This is a genomic window from Adlercreutzia sp. ZJ242, from assembly GCF_011038995.1.
Lineage (GTDB): Bacteria > Actinomycetota > Coriobacteriia > Coriobacteriales > Eggerthellaceae > CAAEEV01.
On record NZ_JAAKEE010000009.1, the window covers coordinates 1 to 22573 of the forward strand.

The 22573-nt window shown below is 65.5% G+C and carries 17 protein-coding genes and 1 pseudogene; 14 read left to right on the forward strand and 4 right to left on the reverse strand.

Annotated features, from left to right (window positions below):
• Positions 1 to 567 precede the first annotated feature (567 nt).
• A complete protein-coding gene (locus tag G7Y49_RS03895) occupies positions 568 to 2709 on the reverse strand; it encodes an aldehyde ferredoxin oxidoreductase (protein ID WP_165171344.1) in 2142 nt (713 codons plus the stop codon).
• A 337-nt stretch (positions 2710 to 3046) separates the two neighbouring features.
• On the opposite strand from G7Y49_RS03895, the gene G7Y49_RS03900 reads away from it, so the two are divergent.
• The 5 genes from G7Y49_RS03900 to cysK all read left to right on the forward strand — a co-directional run bounded on the left by G7Y49_RS03900 (position 3047) and on the right by cysK (position 8846).
• A complete protein-coding gene (locus tag G7Y49_RS03900) occupies positions 3047 to 3856 on the forward strand; it encodes a 4Fe-4S binding protein (protein WP_165171346.1) in 810 nt (269 codons plus the stop codon).
• 116 nt (positions 3857 to 3972) lie between these two features.
• The gene (locus G7Y49_RS03905) at positions 3973 to 6126 is read left to right on the forward strand and encodes a molybdopterin-dependent oxidoreductase (RefSeq protein WP_241157258.1); all 2154 of its coding nucleotides are present in this window, start codon (positions 3973 to 3975) and stop codon (positions 6124 to 6126) included.
• Entirely contained in the window at positions 6126 to 6668 is a 543-nt protein-coding gene (locus tag G7Y49_RS03910) for a 4Fe-4S dicluster domain-containing protein (RefSeq protein ID WP_165171420.1), read from the forward strand. Before G7Y49_RS03905 ends, G7Y49_RS03910 begins: the two co-directional genes overlap by 1 nt.
• A gap of 5 nt (positions 6669 to 6673) precedes the next feature.
• Positions 6674 to 7570 (forward strand): NrfD/PsrC family molybdoenzyme membrane anchor subunit, encoded by an 897-nt coding sequence (nrfD, locus tag G7Y49_RS03915; protein ID WP_165171348.1) that lies wholly within the window; start codon positions 6674 to 6676, stop codon positions 7568 to 7570.
• Between the two features lie 340 nt (positions 7571 to 7910).
• Entirely contained in the window at positions 7911 to 8846 is a 936-nt protein-coding gene (cysK, locus tag G7Y49_RS03920; RefSeq protein ID WP_165171349.1) for a cysteine synthase A, read from the forward strand.
• Between the two features lie 54 nt (positions 8847 to 8900).
• Here the strand turns inward: cysK and G7Y49_RS03925 are convergent, their stop codons facing one another.
• On the reverse strand, positions 8901 to 10787 hold the full coding sequence (locus G7Y49_RS03925; RefSeq protein WP_165171350.1) for an acyltransferase family protein: 1887 nt from the start codon (positions 10785 to 10787) through the stop codon (positions 8901 to 8903).
• A 95-nt stretch (positions 10788 to 10882) separates the two neighbouring features.
• Positions 10883 to 14221: an ATP-binding cassette domain-containing protein gene (locus G7Y49_RS03930; protein ID WP_165171351.1), complete on the reverse strand. Its 3339-nt coding sequence runs from the start codon at positions 14219 to 14221 to the stop codon at positions 10883 to 10885.
• A gap of 345 nt (positions 14222 to 14566) precedes the next feature.
• Here G7Y49_RS03930 and G7Y49_RS03935 point away from each other — a divergent pair, with 345 nt between their 5' ends.
• Together G7Y49_RS03935 and G7Y49_RS03940 are read left to right on the forward strand one after the other, a co-directional pair.
• Positions 14567 to 15082, forward strand: coding sequence for a ferritin (locus tag G7Y49_RS03935; protein ID WP_165171352.1), 516 nt, complete (start codon positions 14567 to 14569; stop codon positions 15080 to 15082).
• A gap of 261 nt (positions 15083 to 15343) precedes the next feature.
• Positions 15344 to 16159, forward strand: coding sequence for a ZIP family metal transporter (locus tag G7Y49_RS03940; protein ID WP_165171353.1), 816 nt, complete (start codon positions 15344 to 15346; stop codon positions 16157 to 16159).
• A gap of 150 nt (positions 16160 to 16309) precedes the next feature.
• Here G7Y49_RS03940 and G7Y49_RS12390 read toward each other — a convergent pair whose 3' ends face one another.
• The gene (locus G7Y49_RS12390; RefSeq protein ID WP_165171354.1) at positions 16310 to 17128 is read right to left on the reverse strand and encodes a hypothetical protein; all 819 of its coding nucleotides are present in this window, start codon (positions 17126 to 17128) and stop codon (positions 16310 to 16312) included.
• Positions 17129 to 17264: 136 nt separating this feature from the next.
• On the opposite strand from G7Y49_RS12390, the pseudogene G7Y49_RS03950 reads away from it, so the two are divergent.
• From G7Y49_RS03950 to G7Y49_RS03980, 7 genes and pseudogenes are all read left to right on the forward strand, one after another.
• A pseudogene (locus G7Y49_RS03950) lies at positions 17265 to 17945 on the forward strand (iron-containing alcohol dehydrogenase); the annotation flags it as partial.
• Between the two features lie 275 nt (positions 17946 to 18220).
• Positions 18221 to 18640, forward strand: coding sequence for a hypothetical protein (locus G7Y49_RS03955; protein ID WP_165171355.1), 420 nt, complete (start codon positions 18221 to 18223; stop codon positions 18638 to 18640).
• A 163-nt stretch (positions 18641 to 18803) separates the two neighbouring features.
• Entirely contained in the window at positions 18804 to 19562 is a 759-nt protein-coding gene (locus G7Y49_RS03960; protein WP_165171356.1) for a hypothetical protein, read from the forward strand.
• A gap of 10 nt (positions 19563 to 19572) precedes the next feature.
• Positions 19573 to 20226, forward strand: a complete 654-nt coding sequence (locus G7Y49_RS03965; protein WP_165171357.1) for an ABC transporter ATP-binding protein — start codon at positions 19573 to 19575, stop codon at positions 20224 to 20226.
• A 17-nt stretch (positions 20227 to 20243) separates the two neighbouring features.
• Positions 20244 to 20867 carry a hypothetical protein gene (locus G7Y49_RS03970; protein WP_165171358.1) on the forward strand — a complete coding sequence of 208 codons (624 nt, stop codon included), beginning with the start codon at positions 20244 to 20246 and terminating at the stop codon, positions 20865 to 20867.
• Complete coding sequence (locus G7Y49_RS03975) at positions 20855 to 21670, forward strand: hypothetical protein (RefSeq protein ID WP_165171360.1); 816 nt, start codon at positions 20855 to 20857, stop codon at positions 21668 to 21670. Before G7Y49_RS03970 ends, G7Y49_RS03975 begins: the two co-directional genes overlap by 13 nt.
• Positions 21671 to 21774: 104 nt before the next feature.
• Positions 21775 to 22563: a hypothetical protein gene (locus G7Y49_RS03980; RefSeq protein WP_165171362.1), complete on the forward strand. Its 789-nt coding sequence runs from the start codon at positions 21775 to 21777 to the stop codon at positions 22561 to 22563.
• Positions 22564 to 22573 lie beyond the last annotated feature (10 nt).

The window sequence follows — 22573 nt, forward strand, 5'->3', positions numbered from 1 at the left end:
GAGGTCACCGCCCCGACCCGCCTGCGCGGGTCTGCGAGGGGCCCCGCCCGAGCCGGCGACAAGCCTGAGCTAGGGCATGCGCGACGCGCAGCCGGGATGACACCGTGTCAGCCGGGGGCGGGGCCCCACCTTCCCTGCATGATACGCCCGGGAAGGCGACTCCATGTTATATAGGATGACGCCGTGTCAGCCGGGGGCGGAGCCCCGCCTTCCCTGCACAATACGCCCGGGAAGGCGACTCCATGTTGTAGAGGATGACACGAGGAAGGGCAGCCTCGTCCGAGATGACATGAGGAGGGACAGCCTCACCCGGAATGGCAGGGGGTGGCCTCGCTCAGGATGACGCGAAGTTCTCTCGCTGGTTGCGTTGGCTTATGGACAAGAAAAAGCCCCCTGATGGGGGCTTTTTCTTGTGGGAGCTATTTTGTCGGGTGAGGTTCACCGGGCTGCGTCTGCTTGGTGACGTCCTCTGGCTGGTGTCTGCCCGGGCAGCGCCAGCCTGGCGTTACCCGAACGGCGCCTGCCGTCTGCCCGGGCCACCCGCCCGGCATCAGCCCGGACTTTTCGCTACGGCAGCAGGCCCAGCTTGTCGAGCTCTTCCTTCACGTCGCCCATGCCGTAGGCGTCCAGGCACGCTGCGGTGGGGCAGCCCAGCTGCTCGTCCCAGCCGAAGCAGCGGTAGAGCATGGTGAGGGCGGTCTGGAAGTCGCCCTTGTCCATCTTGTCGGTGCCCTCGGTGAACGCCTTCGCCGAGTCGAACGGCCACTCGGTCACCAGGTCGTGCACGCCGCGGAAGTCGTTGCAGCCCATCTTCCCGCTCGCGTCCTTCATGCCGCGCGCGGTGTTGGCGCGCTGCAGCGTCATGATGCGCGCGCTGGCCTCGTAGAGGTCCTCGGTGGTGACGTCCTCGCCGGTCACGGCCTTGAAGAACTTCGCCTCCAGGTCCAGGTCGCCGCGGTAGTCGCGCGTCTTCGACGGGCTCATGGCCATCGGCCACACCCAGTTGCACAGCGTGAGCGAGTCGTGCAGCACGTCGGTCACGATGCTCCACCAGGCGAAGTTCGCCTTGTTCTCGTTCATGGGCGTGTAGTTCTTGTTGGGGTCGATGGCGTCCGCGCCGCCCCACAGCTCGGCGGCGATCTGCTGCTTGAGCTCGAACGGCAGGCCGCAGCCCTGGAAGTTCACGGCGGAGTGGATCATGTCGTCGCGGTTGAAGATCACGTTGTAGAGCAGGCCCACCTGCCCGAAGCACTCGTGTGCGTGGTGCACCGGCCAGCCGCGGGGGCTGATCAGGGCCGATGCGGCGGTGTCGAACCACTGCATGTCGTTCCAGCGCTCGCACCATGTGGCAGGGCCGTACGCCACGTACGCCAGCTCGGAGTCGTTGCGCGCGATGAAGGGCAGCAGGTCGGCCATGAGCGACGGGTCGTTCTTCGAGAACTTCTCCCAGTCGAAGCGGGCGTACTCCTCGGGCGGCAGCACGCGCTCGAAGACGCCGGTGGCGTAGCAGTGCGCGATGTCGCGGTACAGCTGCGCGTAGTTGCACCACATGCCCAGATCGTCCATGATCGAGCCCATGACCTGGTTCCACACCAGGCTGTCCTCGGAGTTGCTCTGCACGGGGGTCTTGTCGCCCAGGAGGGGGATCATGTAGTTGAACGGGAAGTTCGCCACGCAGGTGTTGCCCGTGATCTCGTGGCCGCCGTTCTCGCCGCTCGCGGGCACGCGCATGTCGGAGTAGCAGTGGATGGGGCAGCTGTGGCAGCCGTTCATCTTGATGGTGTACTTCTCAGCCTCGGGGCCGTCGTCCTTGGTGGACTTCATGCAGCGGTACCCCACGGTGTTGATCTCGCCGGGCTTCGGCTCGCCGGTCTCGATGGGACCGCCCTCGGCGTCGGCCCAGAACAGGCCCTTGCGCGCCGTCCAGCGGGAGCCCTTGTCGTAGTACTCGGCCCACTCCTGCTGCGTGGAGGGCACCACGTGGTTGTTGTTCGAGCCGATGATCTCGCGCAGCATGTAGTCGGAGAGCTCGGCCACGGCCTGCGGGTCGGCCACGTTCACGCTGCCGGTGCCGCGCACCACGACCGCCTTGAGGCCCTTCGAGCCCATGACGGCGCCGATGCCCGCGCCGGCGGAGTGGTTGCGCGCGTTCAGGACGCACGCGTAGGGCAGCAGGTTCTCGCCGGCGGGCCCGATGGTGGCCACGCAGAAGTCAGCGCCCTCCTTGCGGTTGAGCGCCTCGGTGGCGGCGCGGGTGCCCATGCCCCACACGCTGTCGGCGGACTTGATGCGCACGTCATCGTCGTCGATGTAGAGGTAGACGTGCTCGTAGCTCACGCCTTCCACGATGATGGCGTCCCAGCCGGCCAGCTTCATCTTCGCGCCGAGCATGCCGCCGCAGTGCGCGTCGACCACGAGCTGGTCGGTGGAGAAGGTGGACAGCGAGCAGATGGTGGTGCGCCCGGCCAGCGGCACGCCCGAGGCCGTCAGGGGGCCGACGGCGAAGACGATCTTGTTCTCGGGGGCGAGCGGGTTGGTGCCGGCAGGCACTTCGTCGTACATGATCTTGTTGGCGATGCCCATGCCGCCGACGTAGGCCTTGTAGGGCTCGGTCGGCTCCGTGGTGATGGCGCCGGTGGACAGGTTCACGCGGAGGATCTTCCCCGTCCAGCCATATGACTTGTTCGCGTCGCGTTTAGCGTCAGCCATGGTTTACTCCAAATCTCTTCAGGTTGCCGGTGTTGTGTGACCCTGGGCAGCGATTCGGAGCGCTTGGGCAGAGTATGCCCGAACGGCTTTTAGCGGCATGCCCTCTTTGGGGGTAATGTGGGAAAACGCGAGGTCAGCTGGGAGGCGAAGGTAACGCGGCGTTGACGGGGGCGAAAAATCCCTCAAAAGAGGGTATGGCGCCGCGCGCGGGTTGGGCTAAGGTCGCTCCCGTTGTGTGACGGGCTGCGATGAGAGCTCCTTTGCGTCATGCCTGCGCGCGGGCGATGCGTCTCGGCGCGGGCAGGGTTCTTTTTTGAGAAACGAGGGGAGATCACGCATGTCAGAGAACAAGTATGAAGACAATGCCGTCGTCCAGCCGGAAGAGCGGCTCAACGATACGGCTCAGCCTGCCGACGCCAGCGGTTCCGCCGCCGGCCTTGGCGGCGATTCCGCCGGCCCCGCAGGCTCCGCCGAGCCCGCAGGCTCCGGCCAGTCCAAGACGTTCACGCGCCGCAGCGTGCTGGCCATGGCCGGCTGCGGCGTGGCGGGCCTGGTCGTGGGCGGCGTGCTGGCGTCATGGGGCGTGACCGAGCGGTCGATCGCCTCCGGGCGCATCGACATCCGCACCACGCCCACCAAGATGATCGTCACCGACCGCGCGCGCTGCTCCGGCTGCCAGCGCTGCGAGATGATGTGCACGTTGAAGAACGACGGGCGCGTCAGCCAGCACATCGCGCGCGTGCGCGTGTGGGACAACTACAACTACGGCGCCGGCATCGGCACGGGCGAGGGCTCGCTCGGCTCGGGCGGGGGCGCGTGCCAGTTCACGGTTGAGCACTGCAAGCAGTGCGCCGACCCGGCCTGCGCGAACTACTGCCCCGTGCACGCCATCTACGCTGACCCGCACTACGGCGCGCGCATCGTCGACGGCGAGGCGTGCGTCGGCTGCGGCATGTGCGCCCAGGCGTGCCCGTGGAACATGCCGCGCGTCGACACCGAGACGGGCATCTCCACCAAGTGCATCTCCTGCGGCCGCTGCGCCGAGCAGTGCCCCAACGGCGCCATTCAGTTCATCGACTGGCAGGACATCGCGCAGAAGATCATCGACCAGGGCGTCGTGCGCACCGTGACGCTCGTGGAGGCGTAGGGGAAGGAGCCGATCATGTCAGAGAAAACATTGACGAGGCGGACTTTCCTGGAAGCGGGCGCGGGGCTGGCGGCCGGCTCCTGGAAGCGGGCGCGGGGCTGGCGGCCGGCGCCGCCGTGCTCGGCGCGGCCGGCGCGGCGGGCATGGCGGGCGCGGCGCTCGACCCGGAGGTCGCCCACGCGTGGGGCGGGCCCGTGGTGACCACGGCGCACTCCCTGTGCAACGCCTGCTCGAGCAAGTGCGGCTTCACCGCGTATGTGAGGGACGGCGAGATCGCCCAGGTGATCGGCGACGCGGGGCACCCTTATGCGAAGGGCAAGCTCTGCGCGCGCGGCTACGGCTACCTGCAGATCGCCACTTCTGAGGACCGCCTGACCGAGCCGCTCAAGAAGAACGAGAAGGGCGTCTTCGAGCCCATCAGCTGGGACCAGGCTTACGCCGAGATCGCCGAGAGGGTCCAGGCCATCATCGACGAGGCCGGCCCGGAGGCGCTCGCCATGGTGCAGGACCCGCGCCCGTCCGGCAAGTACTACACCAAGCGCTTCATGAACGCGCTCGGCAGCGCGAACGTGTACACGCACGGCGCGGCGTGCAACCTGTCGAAGGAGGCAGGGTTTACGCAGGTCATCGGCACGGGGAACTACTCGTCCGACGTGGCGAACTCGAAGATGACCATGTTCATCGGCCGCAGCTACGCCGACGCCATCCGCCCGAGCTCCGTCTCCGCGCTGCAGAAGGCGCACGAGCGCGGCGCGCGCATCGTGCTCGTCGACCCGCGCTGCAACAACACCATCGCGTTCGCCGACGAGTGGGTGCCGATCAACCCCGGCACTGACCTGGCGCTTCTGCTGGGCATGTCGCACGTTCTGGTGACGCGCGGGCTCTACTACGCTGAGTACGTGGCGAAGAACGCGGTGGGCTTCGAGGAGTGGGCCGCCTCGCTTGCCGCCTGCACGCCCGCCTGGGCGGAGAGCATCACAGGCATCCCGGCCAGCACCATCGAGCGGCTGGCCGTCGAGTTCGCCGACGCGGCGCCCGCGGCCTCCATCGAGCCGAGCTGGCGCGGGGCGTTCGGCTGCTCGTACGAGAACTCCGGCGAGACGGCGCGCGCGGTGTGCCTGTTCAACACGCTCCTGGGCTGCTGGAACCAGAAGGGCGGCGCGCTCTTCACGCCGAGCGTCTCGGTGGGCAAGCTCGACGAGGCGAAGTTCCCGAGCGTGCCGAAGGTCGAGGCGAAGATCCTGGGCTCCAAGGAGTACCCGCTCTCGCTCTCGAGCATGGGCTCGAACGTCTACGCGGCGCAGCAAGCGCACGCGGGCGTGATCAAGGGCATGTTCTTCTACAACTCCAACATGGCGGCGGGCTACTCCAACACGGCGTTCCTCGCCGAGGCGCTCGGCAGGCTCGACCTCATGGTGGTCGTGGACGTGCAGATGTCCGAGACCGCCCAGCTCGCCGACTACGTGCTGCCCGAGTGCAGCTACCTCGAGCGCCTGGAGCTCCCCGAGTTCATCGGCGGCAAGGTGCCGTGCGTGACGCTGCGCGACAAGGTGCTCGAGCGCGTGCACCCCGAGACGCGCAGCTGCGACGAGATCTTCTCCGAGCTGGCGCGCGCGTGCGGCGTGGGCGAGTACTTCGACTTCACGGTGGAGGAGCTCGCCGACGCGCAGCTTCAGACGGTGGGCCTGTCGCTCGAGACGCTGCGCCAGGCGGGCGGCACGGCGTCGTTCCCCGAGGCGGCGTTCGAGTACGGCAACACGCCGAAGTGGAAGACGCCCACGGGCAAGATCCAGTTCACGAGCGAGGCGTGCGCGGCGGCGGGGCTGTCGCCGTACCCGGTGTGGGTGGAGCCCGCGGTCATGCCCGACGGGGCGGCGGGCACGCTGCGCCTGGTCGGCGGCAAGCAGGCGCACATGAGCCACACCCAGACGACCAACGTCGCCGACCTCATGCAGATCACGAAGGACTACGACCTCGACCGCGTGTGGCTCTCCGCCGACGTGGCGCAGCGCCTGGGCATCGCCGACGGCGACGAGGTGATCGTGTCCAACGAGTGCCACGAGGGGCGCGGGCGCGTCAAGGTGACGCAGCGCGTGAACCCCACGACCCTGTTCATGCCGAGCCACTACGGCTGCTCCTCGCCCGAGCAGCGCACGGCGTACGGCGTGGGCCTGCGCCAGATGGACTTCGTGCCCTTCCGCATCGAGCCGGGCTACGGCGGCATCTGCTCGCAGGAGGCGCTCGTCACGGTTAAGAAAGTAGGTGCATGATGGCACGCTATGGAATGTTGATCGACACGAAGAAGTGCATTGGCTGCTACGCCTGCCGCGTGGCCTGCCAGCGCCTCAACGGCCTTCTTCCCGACGAGAACTTCATCCGCTTCGAGGAGCGCGAGGAGGGCGTCTACCCGAGCGTGGCCGTGGAGCACGTGCCGCTGCAGTGCATGCACTGCGAGGACGCGCCGTGCGCGGCCGTGTGCCCCACGGGTGCCGCGCACATCGGGGCTGACGGCATCGTCGCCGTCGACCAGGGCCGCTGCATCGGCTGTTTGTACTGCATGGCGGCGTGCCCCTACCAGGTGCGCGTGCGCAACTCCGAGACGGGTGCGGTGGACAAGTGCCGCTTCTGCGTGGTGGCCGCGCACGAGTCGGGCACGCAGACGTGCAACTGCGTGGACGCGTGCCTCACCGACGCGCGCATCTTCGGCGACTTGGACGATCCCGGAAGCGAGATCTCCCGCGCCATCGCCGAGACGCACGCGGTGCCCATCGTGGCTGACCTGACCAAGACCAAAGTATTCTACGTGAGGTGATTGAGATGACGTTCGAACCTATCTGGGATGTCATTATCGCGTGTTACCTGTTTCTGGCGGGATTGGGCGGTGGCGCGTTCATCACCTCGACCTTCTTGAGGTGGCGCCATCCCGAGGCGGTGAACATGATTCGCATCGGGCGCGTGATCGCCCCGGTGGTCGTGATGATCGGCCTTGTGCTGCTGATGTTCGACGCCACGGCGGGCCTCCAGAACCCGCTGCGCTTCGCGCTGCTGCTCACCAACTTCGGGTCGGTCATGACCTGGGGCGTGGTGTTCCTCGGCGCCTTCATGGTGGTGTCGCTCGTGGTGGCGGCGCTCGACCTGACGCGGCGGCGCGTGCCGTTCCCGCTCGACCTGGCGGGCGCGGTGCTCGGCCTGTGCGTGGCGGTGTACACGGGCTGCCTGCTCGGCGTGTGCAAGACGTTCCCCTTGTGGAACAACGCGATGCTTCCCATCCTGTTCCTGGTGTCGGCCGTGTCGACCGGCATGGCGGCGGTGCTGGTGGTCGCCATCGTCAAGCACCCCGAGGAGTTCAACCGCGTGGGCGTGCTGAAGAAGTTCCACTTCTGCCTGCCGATCATCGAGCTCGTGCTGGTGGCGAGCCTGCTGTTCATCACGGCCAACGCGGCGTCGGTCGCGGGTTGGAACTCGGTCATGCAGCTGGTGGCCGGCGACTACGTGCTGGCGTTCTGGTTCTTGTTCGTGCTGGTGGGGCTCGTGGGGCCCACGGCGCTGGAGACGTGGCTCTTGTTCTTCAGCCCGCGCGAGTTCGAGGAGTCGCGTCGCGCGCACTGGATCAGCTTCGCCTCCGATGCCGGCGTGCTGGTGGGCGGCTTCGTCCTGCGCCTGCTCGTGCTGGTGGCGGCCCTGCCCGTGACGATGACGGTGCCGTGGCTCTAACTCCCGCGGCTCTCGCTCCTGGGAGCTTGGGCCTTGGGATCTAACTCCCGCGGCTCCGGCTCCCGTGGCTCTCGCCCGGCACCTGCGGCCCTAGCCCTCGCGGCTTTCGCGAAACGGCTCCCTCTCTCCTTGTCAGGCGCCCCGCAGCTTCGGCTGCGGGGCGCCGCTCGTTTGGGGCGGCGGCAGCGGGCTCGGACGTCACCAGCGGAAAGAGGTTGACAAAGCCCACTTAATAACTAGACTTTAGCATAGTGCAGCGGAGATGGGCGCATCTTCGCGCGGGCTTTCGCGCCGGATTCCGATTAGAATGAACGCATCACGAAAGAGGGAGGATGCATCCATGACCGTTTACCGCAACGTGGCCGAGCTCATCGGCCGCACGCCGCTCGTCGAGCTCACCAACTTCGAGAAGAACAACGACCTGGCCGCCACCATCGTGGGCAAGGTGGAGTACTTCAACCCCGCCGGCTCGGTGAAGGACCGCATCGCGAAGGCCATGATCGACGAGGCCGTGGCCGCCGGCAAGATCGACGGCGACACCGTGCTCATCGAGCCCACCTCGGGCAACACCGGCATCGGCCTGTGCGCCCTCGCGGCCATGCGCGGCAACCGCATCATCATCACCATGCCCGAGACCATGTCGGTCGAGCGCCGGCGCCTCATGCAGGCGTACGGCGCCGAGCTCGTGCTCACCGACGGCGCCCAGGGCATGAAGGGCGCCATCGCGCGCGCCGAGGAGCTGGCCGCGGAGATCCCCAACTCGTTCATTCCGTCGCAGTTCACGAACCCGGCGAACCCCGTCGCGCACGAGGCCACCACGGGCCCCGAGATCTGGGAAGGCACCGAGGGCAAGGTGGACATCCTGGTCGCGGGCGTGGGCACGGGCGGCACCGTCAGCGGCACGGGCCGCTACCTGAAGGCGCAGAACCCCGCCGTCCGAGTGGTGGCCGTGGAGCCGGCGGGCTCGCCGGTGCTCTCCGAGGGGCGCGCGGGCGCGCACGGCATCCAGGGGATCGGCGCGGGCTTCGTGCCCGAGACGCTCGACACGGACGTCTACGACGAGGTCATCGCCATCGAGAACGAGGAGGCCTTCGCCGCCGGCCGCGAGCTCGCCGCCCATGACGGCCTGCTCGTGGGCATCTCCTCGGGCGCGGCCGTGGCCGCCGCCGCCAAGCTGGCGCGGCGCCCCGAGAACGCGGGCAAGACCATCGTGGTGATCCTCCCCGATACCGGCGAGCGCTACCTCACCACCGCCATGTTCGACTTCGGTGAGTAGCGCCGAGGGGCGCCGAGGGCGGCGTCCCCGCTGACCCGCGCCCGCGCCCTGCCCCTACTCCTCGTACAGCCCTGCGAGCGCGCTGGTGAGCAAGGCGAGGTAGGCTTCGCAGCCTTTCTTGCCGGTGAGGTGGGTGCCGTCCCCGTCGAAGTACTCGTCGTGGTTGGCGCTCGCCGCGTACCAGTCGACGAGCTCGACGTTGTCGCGCTCGGCAGCGGCTTGCGCGAGCAGGGCGTTGTTGTCGGCCTCGAGCGGCTGGGGCGTGCGGATGTTCACGAGGAACACCCGCTTGTCGGCGGGCACCGCGTCGATCATCTCCGCGATTTGCTCAGACGTGGTGACGCCGTTCGTCCCGATGCTGAATACCACCACCGGCCCGTCCCAGCCCGCGTCGACGTGCTGCTGGTAGACCTCGGGCACGGCGCTGGCGTGGCGGCTGATGACGGCGTCGAGCGTGGCGTTCGGGAACGCCTCGCCGAAGTACCCGTAGCCGCCGTCGTCAGCCAGCGCGCGGCTCACCGAGTCGCCGATCATGAGGAAGCTCGTGTTGTGCGCCTTCTCCTCGGGCGTCTCGCCGGGCGTCTCGGCGAGCATCTGCTCGACGGTCAAGGGCTCCTCCTCCGCCCCGGCGTCGGCGCCTGCCCCTTCCTCGCCGCCGTCGCCCAGCTGCGCCTGGGTGGGGTCGACGCCCTCCTCCATGAGGTAGCCGCCCGTCTGCGTGGCGGTCGGCGGCACCACGACGCAGCACGTCACGGCGGCCAGCAGGAGCGCCGCGGCAGGACCCGCCTGCAGGGCGTGCTCCTTTAGGCTCTCGACCCACGTGACCTCGCCCGCGCGCACCTCCTTCACCACGCGCCCGATGGCGCCGTGGCGGATGGGCGTCTCGACGAAGTAGTACGAGAACGCCGAGACCGCCACGATCACCGCGACTTGCCCCAAATAGGCGTACCACGGCGTGGTGCCCGTGAAGTTCTGCGGGTTCATGAGCAGGAGCAGCGGGTAGTGCCACAGGTAGATGCTGTAGGAGAGCTTGCCCACCCACACGAGCGGGCGCAGCGCGAAGAAGCGCGCCACCAGGTTGGCCGGGTCCACGAGCGCCAGGATGAGCACGCCGGTGAGCAGCGACAGGACGAGGATGCCGCCGTAGTACAAAAACGGCGAGTAGCCGCTGACGAAGGCCATCATGGCGAGGATGCCCGCGAGCGCCGCTGCGCCTAGCGCGCCGACGAGCTTGCGCTGCGAGGCGCCGAGCGCTCGCCGCCCGCGCCCGCACACGCGCGCCGCGGGGAACTCAAACGCCAGCCATGCACCTATGAGCAGGGAGAACGCACGCGTGTCGGTGCCGTAGTACACGCGGCTCGGGTCGCCCTGAGGATCGTAGAGCACGCACATCAGCAGCGCCGAGACGGCGCATGCCGCCAGGATGCCGCGCTGGATGCTCTTCTTCCTCACGCGGTGGCGGAACAGAAGCAGCAGCACGGGCGGCCAGATGAGGTAGAACTGCTCCTCGATGGCCAGCGACCAGAAGTGCGTGACGGGGGAGGGCGCCCCCATGGCCTCGAAGTAGCTGAGGTCCTGGAAGACGTACCACCAGTTGGTGAACCAGAGCAGAGCTGCGACCAGGTCGTTCCGCAGCTTGGTGAGCATGTCGGGCGCGAACACGGCCGTGAGCACGGCGGTGCCCGCCAGCACGAACGCGATGGCGGGGAACAGGCGCCTCACGCGGCGCAGCCAGAACCGCGGCAGGTTGATGGTCTTGCTCTCGCCCCACTCGCGGATGAGCAGCCCCGTGATGAGGTAGCCCGAGAGCACGAAGAAGATGGTGACGCCCAGAAGCCCGCTCGGCAGGAAAGCCGCGTCCATGTGGTACAGCAGCACCGCCGCGACGGCCAGCGCGCGCAGGCCGTCGAGGGCGGGTATGTAGCGTGACTTCGAGCTCATGGCGAAGGCAATCCCCCCAGCGATTCTTGATGTTAGCGCAAGCTCTTATTCTACACGTCGCGAAGGGGAAGACAACGCTTGTCACAAGGTTGTTGCTACTCGCTTCGCAGGGCCTCCACCGGGTCCTTGCGGCTGGCGCTGCGCGAGGGCAGAAGGCCGGCGACGAAGGTGAGGAAGACGCTGATCAGCACGAGCACCGCGGCGGCCTGCCAAGGCAGCTGCGCCACGTCGGGCACGTCGAACAGCGCGAGCACGATGGCGCTCGCGGGGATGCACCCCAGCGCGGTGATTCCCACGCCGAGCAGGCCTGACACCAAGCCCTCGATGATCGTCTCGGCGTTGAACACGCGCGAGATGTCGCCCTTGCTCGCGCCGATGGCGCGCAGGATGCCGATCTCCTTCTTGCGCTCGAGCACGCTGATGTAGGTGATGACGCCGATCATGATGGAGCTCACCACGAGCGAGATGGCCACGAACGCGATGAGCACGTAGCTGATCATGTCGATGATCGTGGTCACCGAGTTCATGAGCGTGCCCACGATGTCGGTGTAGGTGATCGCCTTGTCCTCGGCCCCCTCGGCCTTCATGCGGTCGTTGTACGCGTCGAGGATGCTGATGATCTCCTGCTTGCTCTCGAAGTCAACGGGGTAGATGTCGATGCTGCTCGGCTTGTCGAGGTTCGCGTACCCCAGCTTCGCCAGGTTGTTGTCGAAGGAGTGCTCCTCGGTGGTCATCGTCGACATGATGAGCTCGGTGAGCTCCTCCTCGCTGAGGTTGAGCTGGAACGCGTTGGCGAACGCGTCGGCGTCGATGCTCATGGCGGTGGCCATGTTGGCCGAGAGCTGCGCCATGGAGCGCTCCATGGCTGTGCCGACCTGCTGCTCGAGCGTGCTGGCCATGCTGGTCATCATCACGGTCATGGCGTTCTGCAGGTACGCCTGGACGGCCGTCTGCAGCTGCGCCTGCAGCTGGGTGGTGATGGCCTGCTGGATCGCGGGGACGAGCTGGGCCTGCAGCTGCGCGCTGACCAGGTCCTGCAGCTGGGTCTGCAGCTGGGCGGCCAGGTCGGCCTGCAGGCCGGACAGATCGATGCTGCCCGCGACGGCGGCCTGTATGACGTCTTGCTGCGTGGCCAGGTAGTCGCTCAGGGCGGTCTCGTAGTCGCCGTGGTACTGATCTTTGTTCGCGGCAATCCATGACATGAACCCTTGCATGACCTTGCCCAAGGAGGCCGACAGCTTCGCCGTGTCGACCTTCACCGCGTCGCTGTTGACCTTGAGGTCAAGCCCGCTGAGGTCGAGCTTCAGGTTGCTCAGGTCAAGCCCCGCGCTCGGATCGATCTTGATGCTCGACGTGTCGAAGGGCGGCAGCGACGTGGGGTCGATGCTCACGCCGGACAGGTCGAGCGACATGTCCGACATGCCGGCGGAGAGCTTGCTCTCGTCGATGCGGAAGGCCGACTGCAGCGCGGACTCGTCGACGCTGAACATGGAGTTCATGTCGAAGCCCGACTCGCCCTCGCCTTCCTCCTCCTCGGCGAAGGTCTTGCCGTTGAACACGTCGACGTCGGGGTCGGCCAGCTGGTCTTGGACGATCTGCGTCGCGGCGGCCTGCTCGATCAGATGGCGCGTGAGCTCGGGCGTGTAGAAGATGCCCGAGGAGAGCGCGGTGGCCGTGGCCTCGGGCCGCGGCTGCACGATGCCCGAGATCACGAGGTCCTCGCCGCCGTTCACGAGCTCGGTCATGAAGGCGTCGTCATCGGACTTGTCCACCCACACGTCGTAGTCGGCGTCATAGCGGTAGAAGTCGGCGGCGTTCACCAGCTTGAAGCGCATGGCGAGGATGTCGTCGTAGGTGATGTCGATGTCCTCGAGGTCGACCACGACCTCCTCCTCGTTCATGAACTGGTCCACCATGCCCTTGAGCTCCTCGGGGTCGCGCAGGCCGAGCACGTAGGACAGAAAGTCACTGATGTTGCCGTTCGCCGTGAGCACGAGCACGCACTCGTTGTAGCGCTCGGGCCAGTGGCCGGCCACGACGTCGTACTGCCCCTCCACGATGGAGGAGTTGCCCATCATCTCGGCGAACATGTCGGTTGACATGGACATCGACATCAGGCTGTTGCCCGCGTAGGCCGACGACCCCATGCCCATCGACGAGAACGACGTGTCGGGGTTCACCTGCCGCACGCCGCTCGAGGTGTCGGCGTCGAAGATCTGCGGGGTGACGTTGTAGCCGTAGTCGATGGAGCTCGTGTGCTGCTCGATGCCGCTCTCCCCGCTGTCGAGGTAGGACTTGAGCGAGGCCAGGTCGTTGCTCGCGATGCTCGAGAGCATGCGCGTGATCATGGGCGTCTCGCCGATGGAGCCGTCCGCGCTCCCGCCATCCGCGGCCGCGCCTTCGCCGGCGCTCGCGCCCTCGTCCGCGCCGCCTTCGCCTTCTGCGCCCGCGCCGTCATCGCCGCCGGCCATGTTCGACACCATCATCGACGTCATGTCGAGGCCGGTGGACATGATCTGCAGCGGGTACACCGACAGCGTCTCCTCCTCGACCGACTTGATGTAGTTGTTCACGCCGTTGGCCAGGGCGAGGATGGCCGCGATGCCGATGATGCCGATGGAGCCGGCGAAGGCCGTCATGATGGTGCGGCCCTTCTTCGTCATGAGGTTGTTGAACGACAGCGACAGCGCCGTGAGGAAGCTCATCGAGGTGCGGCGCACCTGCTTGCTCGACAGGCGCATGTCCTCGGGGCCCGGCTCGAAGGGGTCGGAGTCGCTCACGATGACGCCGTCGGCCAGGTTCACGATGCGCGTGGCGTACTGCTCGGCGAGCTCGGGGTTGTGCGTGACCATGACCACGAGGCGGTCGCGCGCGATCTCGGTCAAGAGGTCCATGATCTGGACGCTGGTCTTGGAGTCGAGGGCGCCCGTGGGCTCGTCGGCGAGCAGGATCTCGGGGTCGTTGATGAGGGCGCGCGCGATGGCCACGCGCTGCATCTGCCCGCCGGAGAGCTGCGAGGGCTTCTTGTTCACGTGGTCGGCGAGCCCCACCTGGGCGAGCGCGACGCGGGCGCGCTCGCGCCGCTCGTCGCGCGACACGCCCGACAGCGTGAGCGCGAGCTCGACGTTGGCCAGGATGGTCTGGTGCGGGATGAGGTTGTAGCTCTGGAAGACGAACCCCACGCGGTTGTTGCGGAAGGTGTCCCAGTCGCGGTCCTTGTACTGCTTGGTGGAGATGCCGTCGATGATGAGGTCGCCGGTGTCGTAGTGGTCGAGCCCGCCCACGATGTTGAGCATGGTGGTCTTGCCCGAGCCCGAGGGGCCGAGAATCGCCACGAACTCGTTGTCGCGGAAGGAGACGGACACGTCGTCGAGGGCGACCTGCGTGAAGTCGCCGGTGGTGTACTCCTTGTGGATGTGCTGAAGCTGAAGCATGCGCGCGCCTTTCGTTCGTAGCGCTATTGTCCCGCATGTCGGCGCGACGCGGAAGTGACATGCGTCACGTGTTCCGGCGGGCGCGGCTGCGGGGCGGTCGTTTCTCGAAGGGTATTTTAGTTGCTAAAGTGAGAGGGCCCCGGCGCGGCGGCAAAACTCCACAAGCCTTGCGCGCGTCTTGGGTGCGCGCAAGGCTTGTGACGTGGCGCGTTGCGCTCGCGCGGCCCCTCCCCAGATCTGCTTTCTTTGCGGCAGGGGGGAATAGTCCTCCCGTTCGCAGCACGGCGGCGCTATGATGGGCGCGTACGCAAACCATGAGCTGCATGATCAAGGAGGAACATCCCCATGGACGCACGTGTCTACGAGCTTATCAACGACCAGATCAACAAGGAGCTGTACTCGGCTTACCTCTACCTGTCCTTCGCTGACTACTACGAGGACGAGGGCCTCGACGGCTACGCCAACTGGTACATGATCCAGGCGCAGGAGGAGCGCGACCATGCCCTCATCTTCCGCAAGTACCTGATCGAGAACGGCGAGAGCGTGAAGCTGCTCGCCATCGACCAGCCCGACAAGACGTTCTCCAACCACCTCGAGCCGCTTGAGGCGGGCCTCGAGCACGAGGAGTACGTGACCTCGCTCATCAACGGCATCTACGCCGCCGCCGTCGAGGCGAACGACTACCGCACGCAGAAGTTCCTCGGCTGGTTCATCGACGAGCAGCTGGAGGAGGAGGACACCGCGCGCGACATGATCGACAAGATGAAGCTGTTCGGCAACGACTCCCGCTCCCTCTACGAGCTCAACCAGGAGTACGCGGCCCGCGTCTACTCCGTCCCCTCGCCGCTCGCGGGCGAGTAGGCTGCGAGAGCTGCGAGGGCCGCGATGCCGCGGCGCTTCGGCGCTTGACAGGCGCGTGACGAAAGGCCGGGCTCGCCCGGCCTTTTCGGTATGATGGGGCGTTGAGGAAGGCTGCGCGGCGGCGTGCGGCGCGGCTCGTGGCGGCCGGCGGCGCGAAGCGCGGTGCGTGTTGGTCGGAGGTGCGAAGCGCGGCACGCGGCTGCTGGGGCGATGCGCGGCGGCTGGCGGCGCGGATGCGCGAAGGACGCGGGAGGTGCGAGCATGGAGCAGGCGCTTTTGTGGGCGGCATGCGGAACGGGGTTCACGTTCCTGATGACGGCGCTCGGCGCGTCGACGGTGTTTCTGATGCGCGGGCGCACGAGCGCGATGGCGCAGCGCGTGTTCCTGGGGTTCGCCGCGGGCATCATGATCGCGGCCTCGGTGTGGTCGCTGCTCATCCCCGCCATCGAGCAGGCCGCCGAGACGGGCGGCGAGGCCATGAGCTGGGTGCCCGCCGCAGGCGGCTTCGTGATCGGCGTGGCGTTCCTCATGGTGCTGCACGCGGCGCTGCCGCACCTGCATCCGGGCGCCGCGTCACCCGAGGGCCGGCCCTCGAAGTGGGGGAGGCCGACGCTTCTGTTCACGGCTGTCACGCTGCACAACATCCCCGAGGGCATGAGCGTGGGCCTGCTGTTCGCCATGGCGGGTCTCACGGGCGACGCGGCGACGTTCGGCATGGCCACGGCGCTCGCCGTCGGCATCGGCATCCAGAACGTGCCCGAGGGCGCGGCGGTGGCGCTGCCGCTTCTGCAGGAGGGCATGAGCGCCCCGCGCGCCTTCCTGATGGGAGCGCTCTCGGGCGTGGCCGAGCCGGCGTTCGGCGTGGGCGTGGTGCTGTTCGCGGGTCTGGTCATGCCGTTCATGCCGTGGATGCTCGCCGCGTCGGCGGGCGCGATGATGTACGTGGTGGTGGAGGAGCTCATCCCCGAGTCCCACCTGGGCGAGCGCGAGGGAGCCGGCCTGCGGGCGAGCGCCGGGACCCTCGCCGTGATGGCCGGCTTCCTCCTCATGATGGTCCTTGACGTGTCCCTCGGATAGGGAGCGGGGCTGCAGCGGAAGCTCAAAACAGCCAGCTTGAGCTGATGTGCGGCGAAGCGACAATGCAGAGAAGCCCACCGCATATCGCGATGGGCTTCTCTGTCGTCAGGGCTCTCGGGCGAAAATCGCGCGCGACGCAGGCGAACGAGGCTAGGACTTGTCGGAGCCTTCGCCGGGGTTCTGGGGCGCGGGCTCGGCAGCGGGCTGCTCGGCAGGCTGCGGGATGATCGCGGGCGCGGGCTGCGGCTGTGCGACAGGCTGCGCGTAGGGCTGCGCAGCAGGCTGCGCGACGGGCTGCGGGACGCCGTAGGCTTGCTGGTAGCTCGTCGGCTGCGGCGCGGGCTGCGCGTAGGGCTGCGCAGGCTGGGGCTGGCCGTACTCGGGCGCGCCGTATCCCGGCGCCGGGTACCCGGTAGGCGCGCCGTACCCCGGCATGGCGCCTGGCGCGGCGTATCCCTGGGCGGCGCCGTATTCCGCCGGCGCGTTCTTGGCCTTGTTGGCGTAGATGGCGGCGATCACCATCAGCACGCACGTGATGAAGCGGCCGCTGAGCAGCGCCGCCACGGCGCCGGCGATGCCCCAGCCGAACACGCGCCCGAGCTTCTCGCGCACGTCCGCGCCGCGCAGGCCGATGATGCCGGCTGCCAGCGTCACCGCGGCGCACAGGATTCCCCAGACCAGCGTCACGGCGCCCATGATCAGGCCGAAGTTCGTCCAGCCCATGAGCTCTCTCTCGTCGAAGCGCTCGTCGAGGTACCCGTCATGGTAGGCGTCGTACCCGTGGGCGGGCATCGCGTGGTCAACGTGGCCGAGCGAGTAGCCGAAGATCTCGGAGCTGTGCTCGTTGACGAAGGCTCCGCCTGCGCCGAGCGCGAGCAAGCCTATCACGCAGCCGATGAGGCTGATGGCGGAGAAGACGATGACGGCGATGCTCAAGCCCTTGATGACTTTGGAGTGATTGGTCTGCATGCAGGTTCCTTTCGAGAAGGGGATATGAGCCAGTATACTAAAGCCGCCGCCGGGAAACGCCCGGCGGCTTGTCGATAACATAGGAAGAAACGCAGGCGCCATCTCGTGACGTCGGCATGGGGGCGGCAACGACCGCCAGCGCCCGCGCCTGGCGTTCATGAACCCGGAGCTCACCTTCACGCTGCCGGCGTTCCAGACGGCCGCGGGTCTCACCGACATGTTCTGCCACCTGCTCGAGCGCTTCTTCGACGACGTGGGCGCGGTGCCGGTGACGGACAACCTCAACCTCTCGCTCATGAGGACCGTGCGCGCTGAGGCGCCGCGCGTGCTCGCCGACCCCGAGAGCTACGACGCGCGTGCCAACGTCATGTGGGCGGGCATGCTCTGCCACCAGGGCCTCGCCGGCGTCGGCCGCCACGAGGACTGGGCCACCCACGCGCTTGAGCACGAGCTGTCGGCCTTCGACACCTCCATCACGCACGGCGCGGGCCTCGCGGTGATGTTCCCCGCGTGGATGGAGTACGTCTACGACGCGAACCCCGCGCGCTTCGCCTTCTACGGGCGCGAGGTGTTCGGCCTGTCCCCGACGGGGGACGCAGAGGCTGACGCGCTGTCGGCCATCGACGAGACGCGCGCGTTCTTCGCGTCGCTCGGCATGCCCACCACGCTTGAGGAGCTCGGCATCGGCGAGGAGGAACTCGACGGCGCGCTCGAGAAGATGCTCCCCACGTTGCGCGCCAACAAGGGCGAGGTCTTCGGCAGCTTCAAGAAGCTCACCGCCGACGACGCCCGCGCCATCTATCGCCTCGCGCTCTAGCGAATACGCATGCAAGGATCGCGGAGATGACGGCAATGAACATGGTGAAGGGGATAACCTTGTAGAGGCTCGAAGCATGAGCACGCTCGACACGATGCCCAAGTCATCCTAATGCCAGATATTTGAGAAAACGTTGCGCCAATTGGAGAGCCACTCGCCGATTGGCGCAACGCGACTATTTCTAAGCAGGAAACCTGGAGATAGGCAATAGGATCTCATAGGGGAGTAATGCTCCTCGATGGCGGGTCTCGGGTCTCTGCGAAAGGAGGTTTGCAATGGAGAGCACAGTTAAACTGAAGAAGGTGTTCTCGTTCGCCCTGTGCGGACTTTTTGCAGTCGCAATGGCGATGAGCGCAGCTGGTGCCGCTTTTGCTGGCAACTGGCAGGACAAGTACTACGCTGTCAGTTCGAGCGGGCATGGTTACACGTGGACACCTTCCGAGTACAAAGAGGACTACACTTCATCATGGAACAACTGTCGTGGTGCCAGCGGAAATCACAATGCACAGATCGGCGCCCAGGCTACCAATGGTGGAACGGTTAACTTCGTGAGCCCGAAGTACGCTTGGTGGATCAACAAGGCTGATTATATGCTGAACAACGTTAAGGAGAGAGGATACTCGTGGGCCACGCTGTGGATCGACGGTCCTGCTTACGTGTATGCCAACGGCTTCTGGAGCCCTGACAGCATCTAGCCTCTCTGGTTGTAGCCTTTAGTCCGGGGATGGCGGTAGGTTTGAAAAAACGTCGCCGATCCTCTGCATAGGGCAACCGTGGAATTTATTGATAGGAATACGGAGACCTAAGGCCCGCATCTACAAAAAGGCGCGCAACCTTCGAGAGGCCAGCGCGCTTGCCATGCTGATGATGAGAAAAGATGTGGGGGACATGCCAAGAACATTTTTAAGGAAGGCAGTGATCGCGCTTGTTCTCGGGATCGCGTCGCTCGCCCTCGGAGCCTGTGCTTCTCCTTCAAGTCAAGATTCGGAAGAGCCTTTCGCTCCCAAGGCGTCTACGCTCGACAGCGCGGGGCTGTACGGCCCCGGGGAGACTATTGAGGCGGGGGGAATTATTGCCGGAGGCAAGGATCAGCCGAAGGGCGAGGAGGTGTCTGTCGGCTATCCATCGATCATGAGGATGACGTCGCCTCCCGAAGGAGTGAGCGTTTCTGACTTCAAAGGCGGTGCGTTTGACGAGTCGTCTTCGGAAGCTATGGAAGAACAGCTCGGTTTCGCGCCCGGGCCCGAAGGCTCGCTGCCATCGGGGTATTCATACGTCGTCGTGGAGTTGGCGGTGTCGAACACAGGTAGCGCAACAGTTTCTTACGATGTGAGCCAAGGTCGGTTCATCGAAGTCGACGAAGCCGGCACGGTGTCCAATGTCGGGACGAACGACCCTCTCTGGCATGACGCATGGGAGGGAGGTAATTTGAAACTGTACTGGATCGTTGACATCGAGGCTGGTGCGACGATCGAGATAAAGCTCCTCTACGTCCTGCCAGATGACGCGATCGATGACGAGAGGCTCGCATACTTGGTTGATCCGGGGGGCGCGAACGGCGAGGAGGGCTTCGTCGGCCTCAAGGCGTTCGATGTTGCTGGGCAGATTCGAGAGTAGGGAGAGCGTCATGAAGCTGGAAGTCAGAGGACTCGTCAAGGTCATTAGGGGGACAACCGTCCTCGACGACATCAACCTCTCCCTCGAGGGAGGACGCGTATACGGTTTGCGCGGGAAGAACGGATCAGGCAAGACCATGCTCATGCGGGCAATGGCAGGACTCATTTTTCCCACGGCGGGAGAGATTGCTATCGATGGGAGAATCCTTGGCCGGGGCGAGTTTCCCCCGAGCGTGGGTATCATGATAGAGAACCCCGCGTTTGTGGGGAAGTACACGGGCTTCCGCAACTTGAAGTACCTCGCGGGCATACGCGACGAGGTGGGCGACGAGGAAATTGAGCTGGTTCTTGAGGAAGTGGGGCTCGATCCGCGGGACAAACGCGCTTTCAGGAAATACAGCCTGGGCATGAAGCAGCGTCTCGGCATTGCGTGTGCCGTCATGGAGAACCCTGACTTGCTGTTGCTCGACGAGCCCATCAACGCGCTCGACCCCGCTGGCGTCGAGATGGTGCAGCGAATCGTTGCTCGGCAGAAGGAACGCGGCGCCTTGGTTGTGGTCGCCTGCCATGACGCCGAGGAGCTCGATGGCCTTTCTGACGAGATATACCTAATGGCAGAGGGGCGGATTGTCGGTCATGAGGACTGTGGGGGCGATGCCGTATGAGGAGGGCGATTCCGATTATGGCGGTGGCTGCCTGTGTCACCATTGCCGTTCTGTGCGGCTTCAGGATCGAGCAGGTGAACTCAGCTTATCCCCAGCGGCATAGCTATGTTTACTCGGCTGGGAGCGAGGCGGTCTATGCCGGCCAGAACTCGTCAGGTGAGGAAGTCGCTCGGGGCTCGATCACGGTGAGGGCGCTGAGCTTCCGGTCAGTGGGGTACGGGCGCATCAGGGAGATGGTCCCGGGTTATACGGACTCGTCGATAGAGGAGGGAACCGCTTCAGACATGAGAGCGCTTTTGATCGACTTGGAGATTGCCAACACTTCTAACGACGTGGAAAGGGCGCACGTGCGTGACTACCACGTTGAGTCCAGCGCGTGGATGAATGGGTTGTATGCGCCTTTGTACATGAGCATCAACGATGATCCTTCTACGATAGTCGAGCTGGAGCCCGGTGAGAAGGTCGAAAGGACCCTTGTCTATCTGATTTACGACACGCAGATGAACAGCCGGGGTGATTGGGAGAGAGTTGAGCAGCGAAGCTACTCTCTCGAGCTGGCCTTGTATCCCGACAAGTACTCAATTGATCTGGGAGCGCCGGACGTTGACAGCGGAGAAGGAGATTCGGCATGGTCTCGGTAGAGCTGAGGAGGGCGTTTGCAAACAGCCTGTTCGTCATGGCTCTCGCCATGGGCTTCGCCCTTGCCATCGCGCAGCTTGTCACGGTCGTCGTGCCGTACGGCTTGGGCGAGGAATGGGCGTTCTGGCGTGTAGGATCCAAAGGAGCCTATCCAAACTCCGTCTTCGGTTCGTGGATGGGCGCTACGCCTTTTTCCATCTGGTCCGTGCTGTACTTCTTCGTGCTGCCCCTCATCGTCTGCCTGCCTTATGCCGACAGCTTTTACACCGACGTGAAAAGCGGCTATGCTGCGAACGTTGTGACCAGGGGAGGATCAGGTCGGTACTTCCTGTCGAAGACGCTCGCCGTGTTTCTGACGGCAGGGGCGGTGGGCGTTGTACCCCAGCTCGTCAATCTGCTCGGCACGGCGCTTCTCGTGCCGATACTGCAGCCTGAGCCCACTGCCGGAACGTTTTTTGTCTCGCCGAGCGCGATGCTGGGGGACCTCTTCTATGTATCTCCTTGGCTCTACGTTGCGTTTTTCATGCTGCTCTGCTTTGCTGTGTGCGGCCTTGTAGCGTGCTCGTGTCTCGTGTTTTCACATCTGGTGTCCAACCGGTTTATGGTGCTCGTAGCGCCTTTTCTGGTGTGTGCCATCTCCTTCTTCGCATTAGGCGACACGGCAGGGTATTCTCCGATAAACCTCTTGAACCCAGCGCAGCCTTACGCCGTCGAGCTCCCTGTCGTGCTGATCGTAGTCGGGATGCTCGCGCTTCTTGAGGTAGCGTCCCTGGTGTGGTGGTGCCGCTGTTATGAGGCGCTGTGAGGAGGGTGCGTGCGGGGTGCGTAGGCCCAGGTCTTGGGGTGTTCGCTCACCTTTGTCGCTATGACCTCTCCGTGGGGTTCTTTTCTAACCGGGGAAAACTAATCATGGCCTTTGCCTGCGTCGTCTCTCTCGCGGCGATGTTCTTTGCGGCTCTCGAAGCTGTATCGGGGTACGCAGGGGCGACCGACTCTGACGGGCTTCCTGGCGGGTTTGGCTTCGTCGACGTGCTCGCGTATTTCTTCGCGGGATCAGACTACTACCACATTGATGACAAGGTTCCATTTGTGCTGCCTATCAGATGGTTGATCCAGCAAGTGCTCATCGCCGTCCTCGTCGGCCATTACACCGTGCGAGATTTCGGCGGGCAGGCTTTCCAGGTGTTCATGAGGGTTGGTGGTAGGCGTTCGTGGTGGCTGTCGAAGTGTCTGTGGGTTGTTGCGACGGTGATCGTCTTTTACGTTGTAGAATCGGTTGTTGCTCTGCTTGCGGCCGCCTTTGGAGGGTTTGGGGCCATGGGCGATGTCGAGTCGATCATGGTACTCGGCTTCCCCTTACCAGCTCTGGATGCGGGCCAGATCGTCCTGCTTCTGCTGCTGCCCATAGCCCTATCGCTTGCCCTATCGCTTGCGCAGGTTGCCCTCTCTCTCGCCGTTGGACCCTTCATGGCATTCGCTTTCGTGATCGTGTTCGTTGCGGCTTCGGCTTACTTCGGTTCGCCGTTGCTCATAGGGGACTGCTCGATGATGGCGCGCAGCTCCTTCGTACAGCAGGGAGGCGTGGAGGCGGTCGTGGCCCTTTCAGAGTGCGTGATCGTCGGAGTGACTTCCGTGATTTTGGGAGGGATGGTGCTTGGACGCAAGGACATGATCGATGGGCAGGATCGGGCTCTGTGAGAGGAGGAGC

Bases quoted from the DNA above. Each gene is read 5' to 3' on its own strand.
- G7Y49_RS03895 (WP_165171344.1), bottom strand. From the start codon at position 2,709: ATGGCTGACGCTAAACGCGACGCGAACAAGTCATATGGCTGGACGGGG.
- G7Y49_RS03960 (WP_165171356.1), top strand. From the start codon at position 18,804: ATGCTGATGATGAGAAAAGATGTGGGGGACATGCCAAGAACATTTTTA.
- G7Y49_RS12390 (WP_165171354.1), bottom strand. From the start codon at position 17,128: ATGCAGACCAATCACTCCAAAGTCATCAAGGGCTTGAGCATCGCCGTC.
- G7Y49_RS03935 (WP_165171352.1), top strand. From the start codon at position 14,567: ATGGACGCACGTGTCTACGAGCTTATCAACGACCAGATCAACAAGGAG.
- G7Y49_RS03900 (WP_165171346.1), top strand. From the start codon at position 3,047: ATGTCAGAGAACAAGTATGAAGACAATGCCGTCGTCCAGCCGGAAGAG.
- nrfD (WP_165171348.1), top strand. From the start codon at position 6,674: ATGACGTTCGAACCTATCTGGGATGTCATTATCGCGTGTTACCTGTTT.
- G7Y49_RS03970 (WP_165171358.1), top strand. From the start codon at position 20,244: ATGGCGGTGGCTGCCTGTGTCACCATTGCCGTTCTGTGCGGCTTCAGG.
- G7Y49_RS03965 (WP_165171357.1), top strand. From the start codon at position 19,573: ATGAAGCTGGAAGTCAGAGGACTCGTCAAGGTCATTAGGGGGACAACC.
- cysK (WP_165171349.1), top strand. From the start codon at position 7,911: ATGACCGTTTACCGCAACGTGGCCGAGCTCATCGGCCGCACGCCGCTC.
- G7Y49_RS03910 (WP_165171420.1), top strand. From the start codon at position 6,126: ATGGCACGCTATGGAATGTTGATCGACACGAAGAAGTGCATTGGCTGC.
- G7Y49_RS03975 (WP_165171360.1), top strand. From the start codon at position 20,855: ATGGTCTCGGTAGAGCTGAGGAGGGCGTTTGCAAACAGCCTGTTCGTC.
- G7Y49_RS03930 (WP_165171351.1), bottom strand. From the start codon at position 14,221: ATGCTTCAGCTTCAGCACATCCACAAGGAGTACACCACCGGCGACTTC.
- G7Y49_RS03980 (WP_165171362.1), top strand. From the start codon at position 21,775: ATGGCCTTTGCCTGCGTCGTCTCTCTCGCGGCGATGTTCTTTGCGGCT.
- G7Y49_RS03955 (WP_165171355.1), top strand. From the start codon at position 18,221: ATGGAGAGCACAGTTAAACTGAAGAAGGTGTTCTCGTTCGCCCTGTGC.
- G7Y49_RS03940 (WP_165171353.1), top strand. From the start codon at position 15,344: ATGGAGCAGGCGCTTTTGTGGGCGGCATGCGGAACGGGGTTCACGTTC.
- G7Y49_RS03925 (WP_165171350.1), bottom strand. From the start codon at position 10,787: ATGAGCTCGAAGTCACGCTACATACCCGCCCTCGACGGCCTGCGCGCG.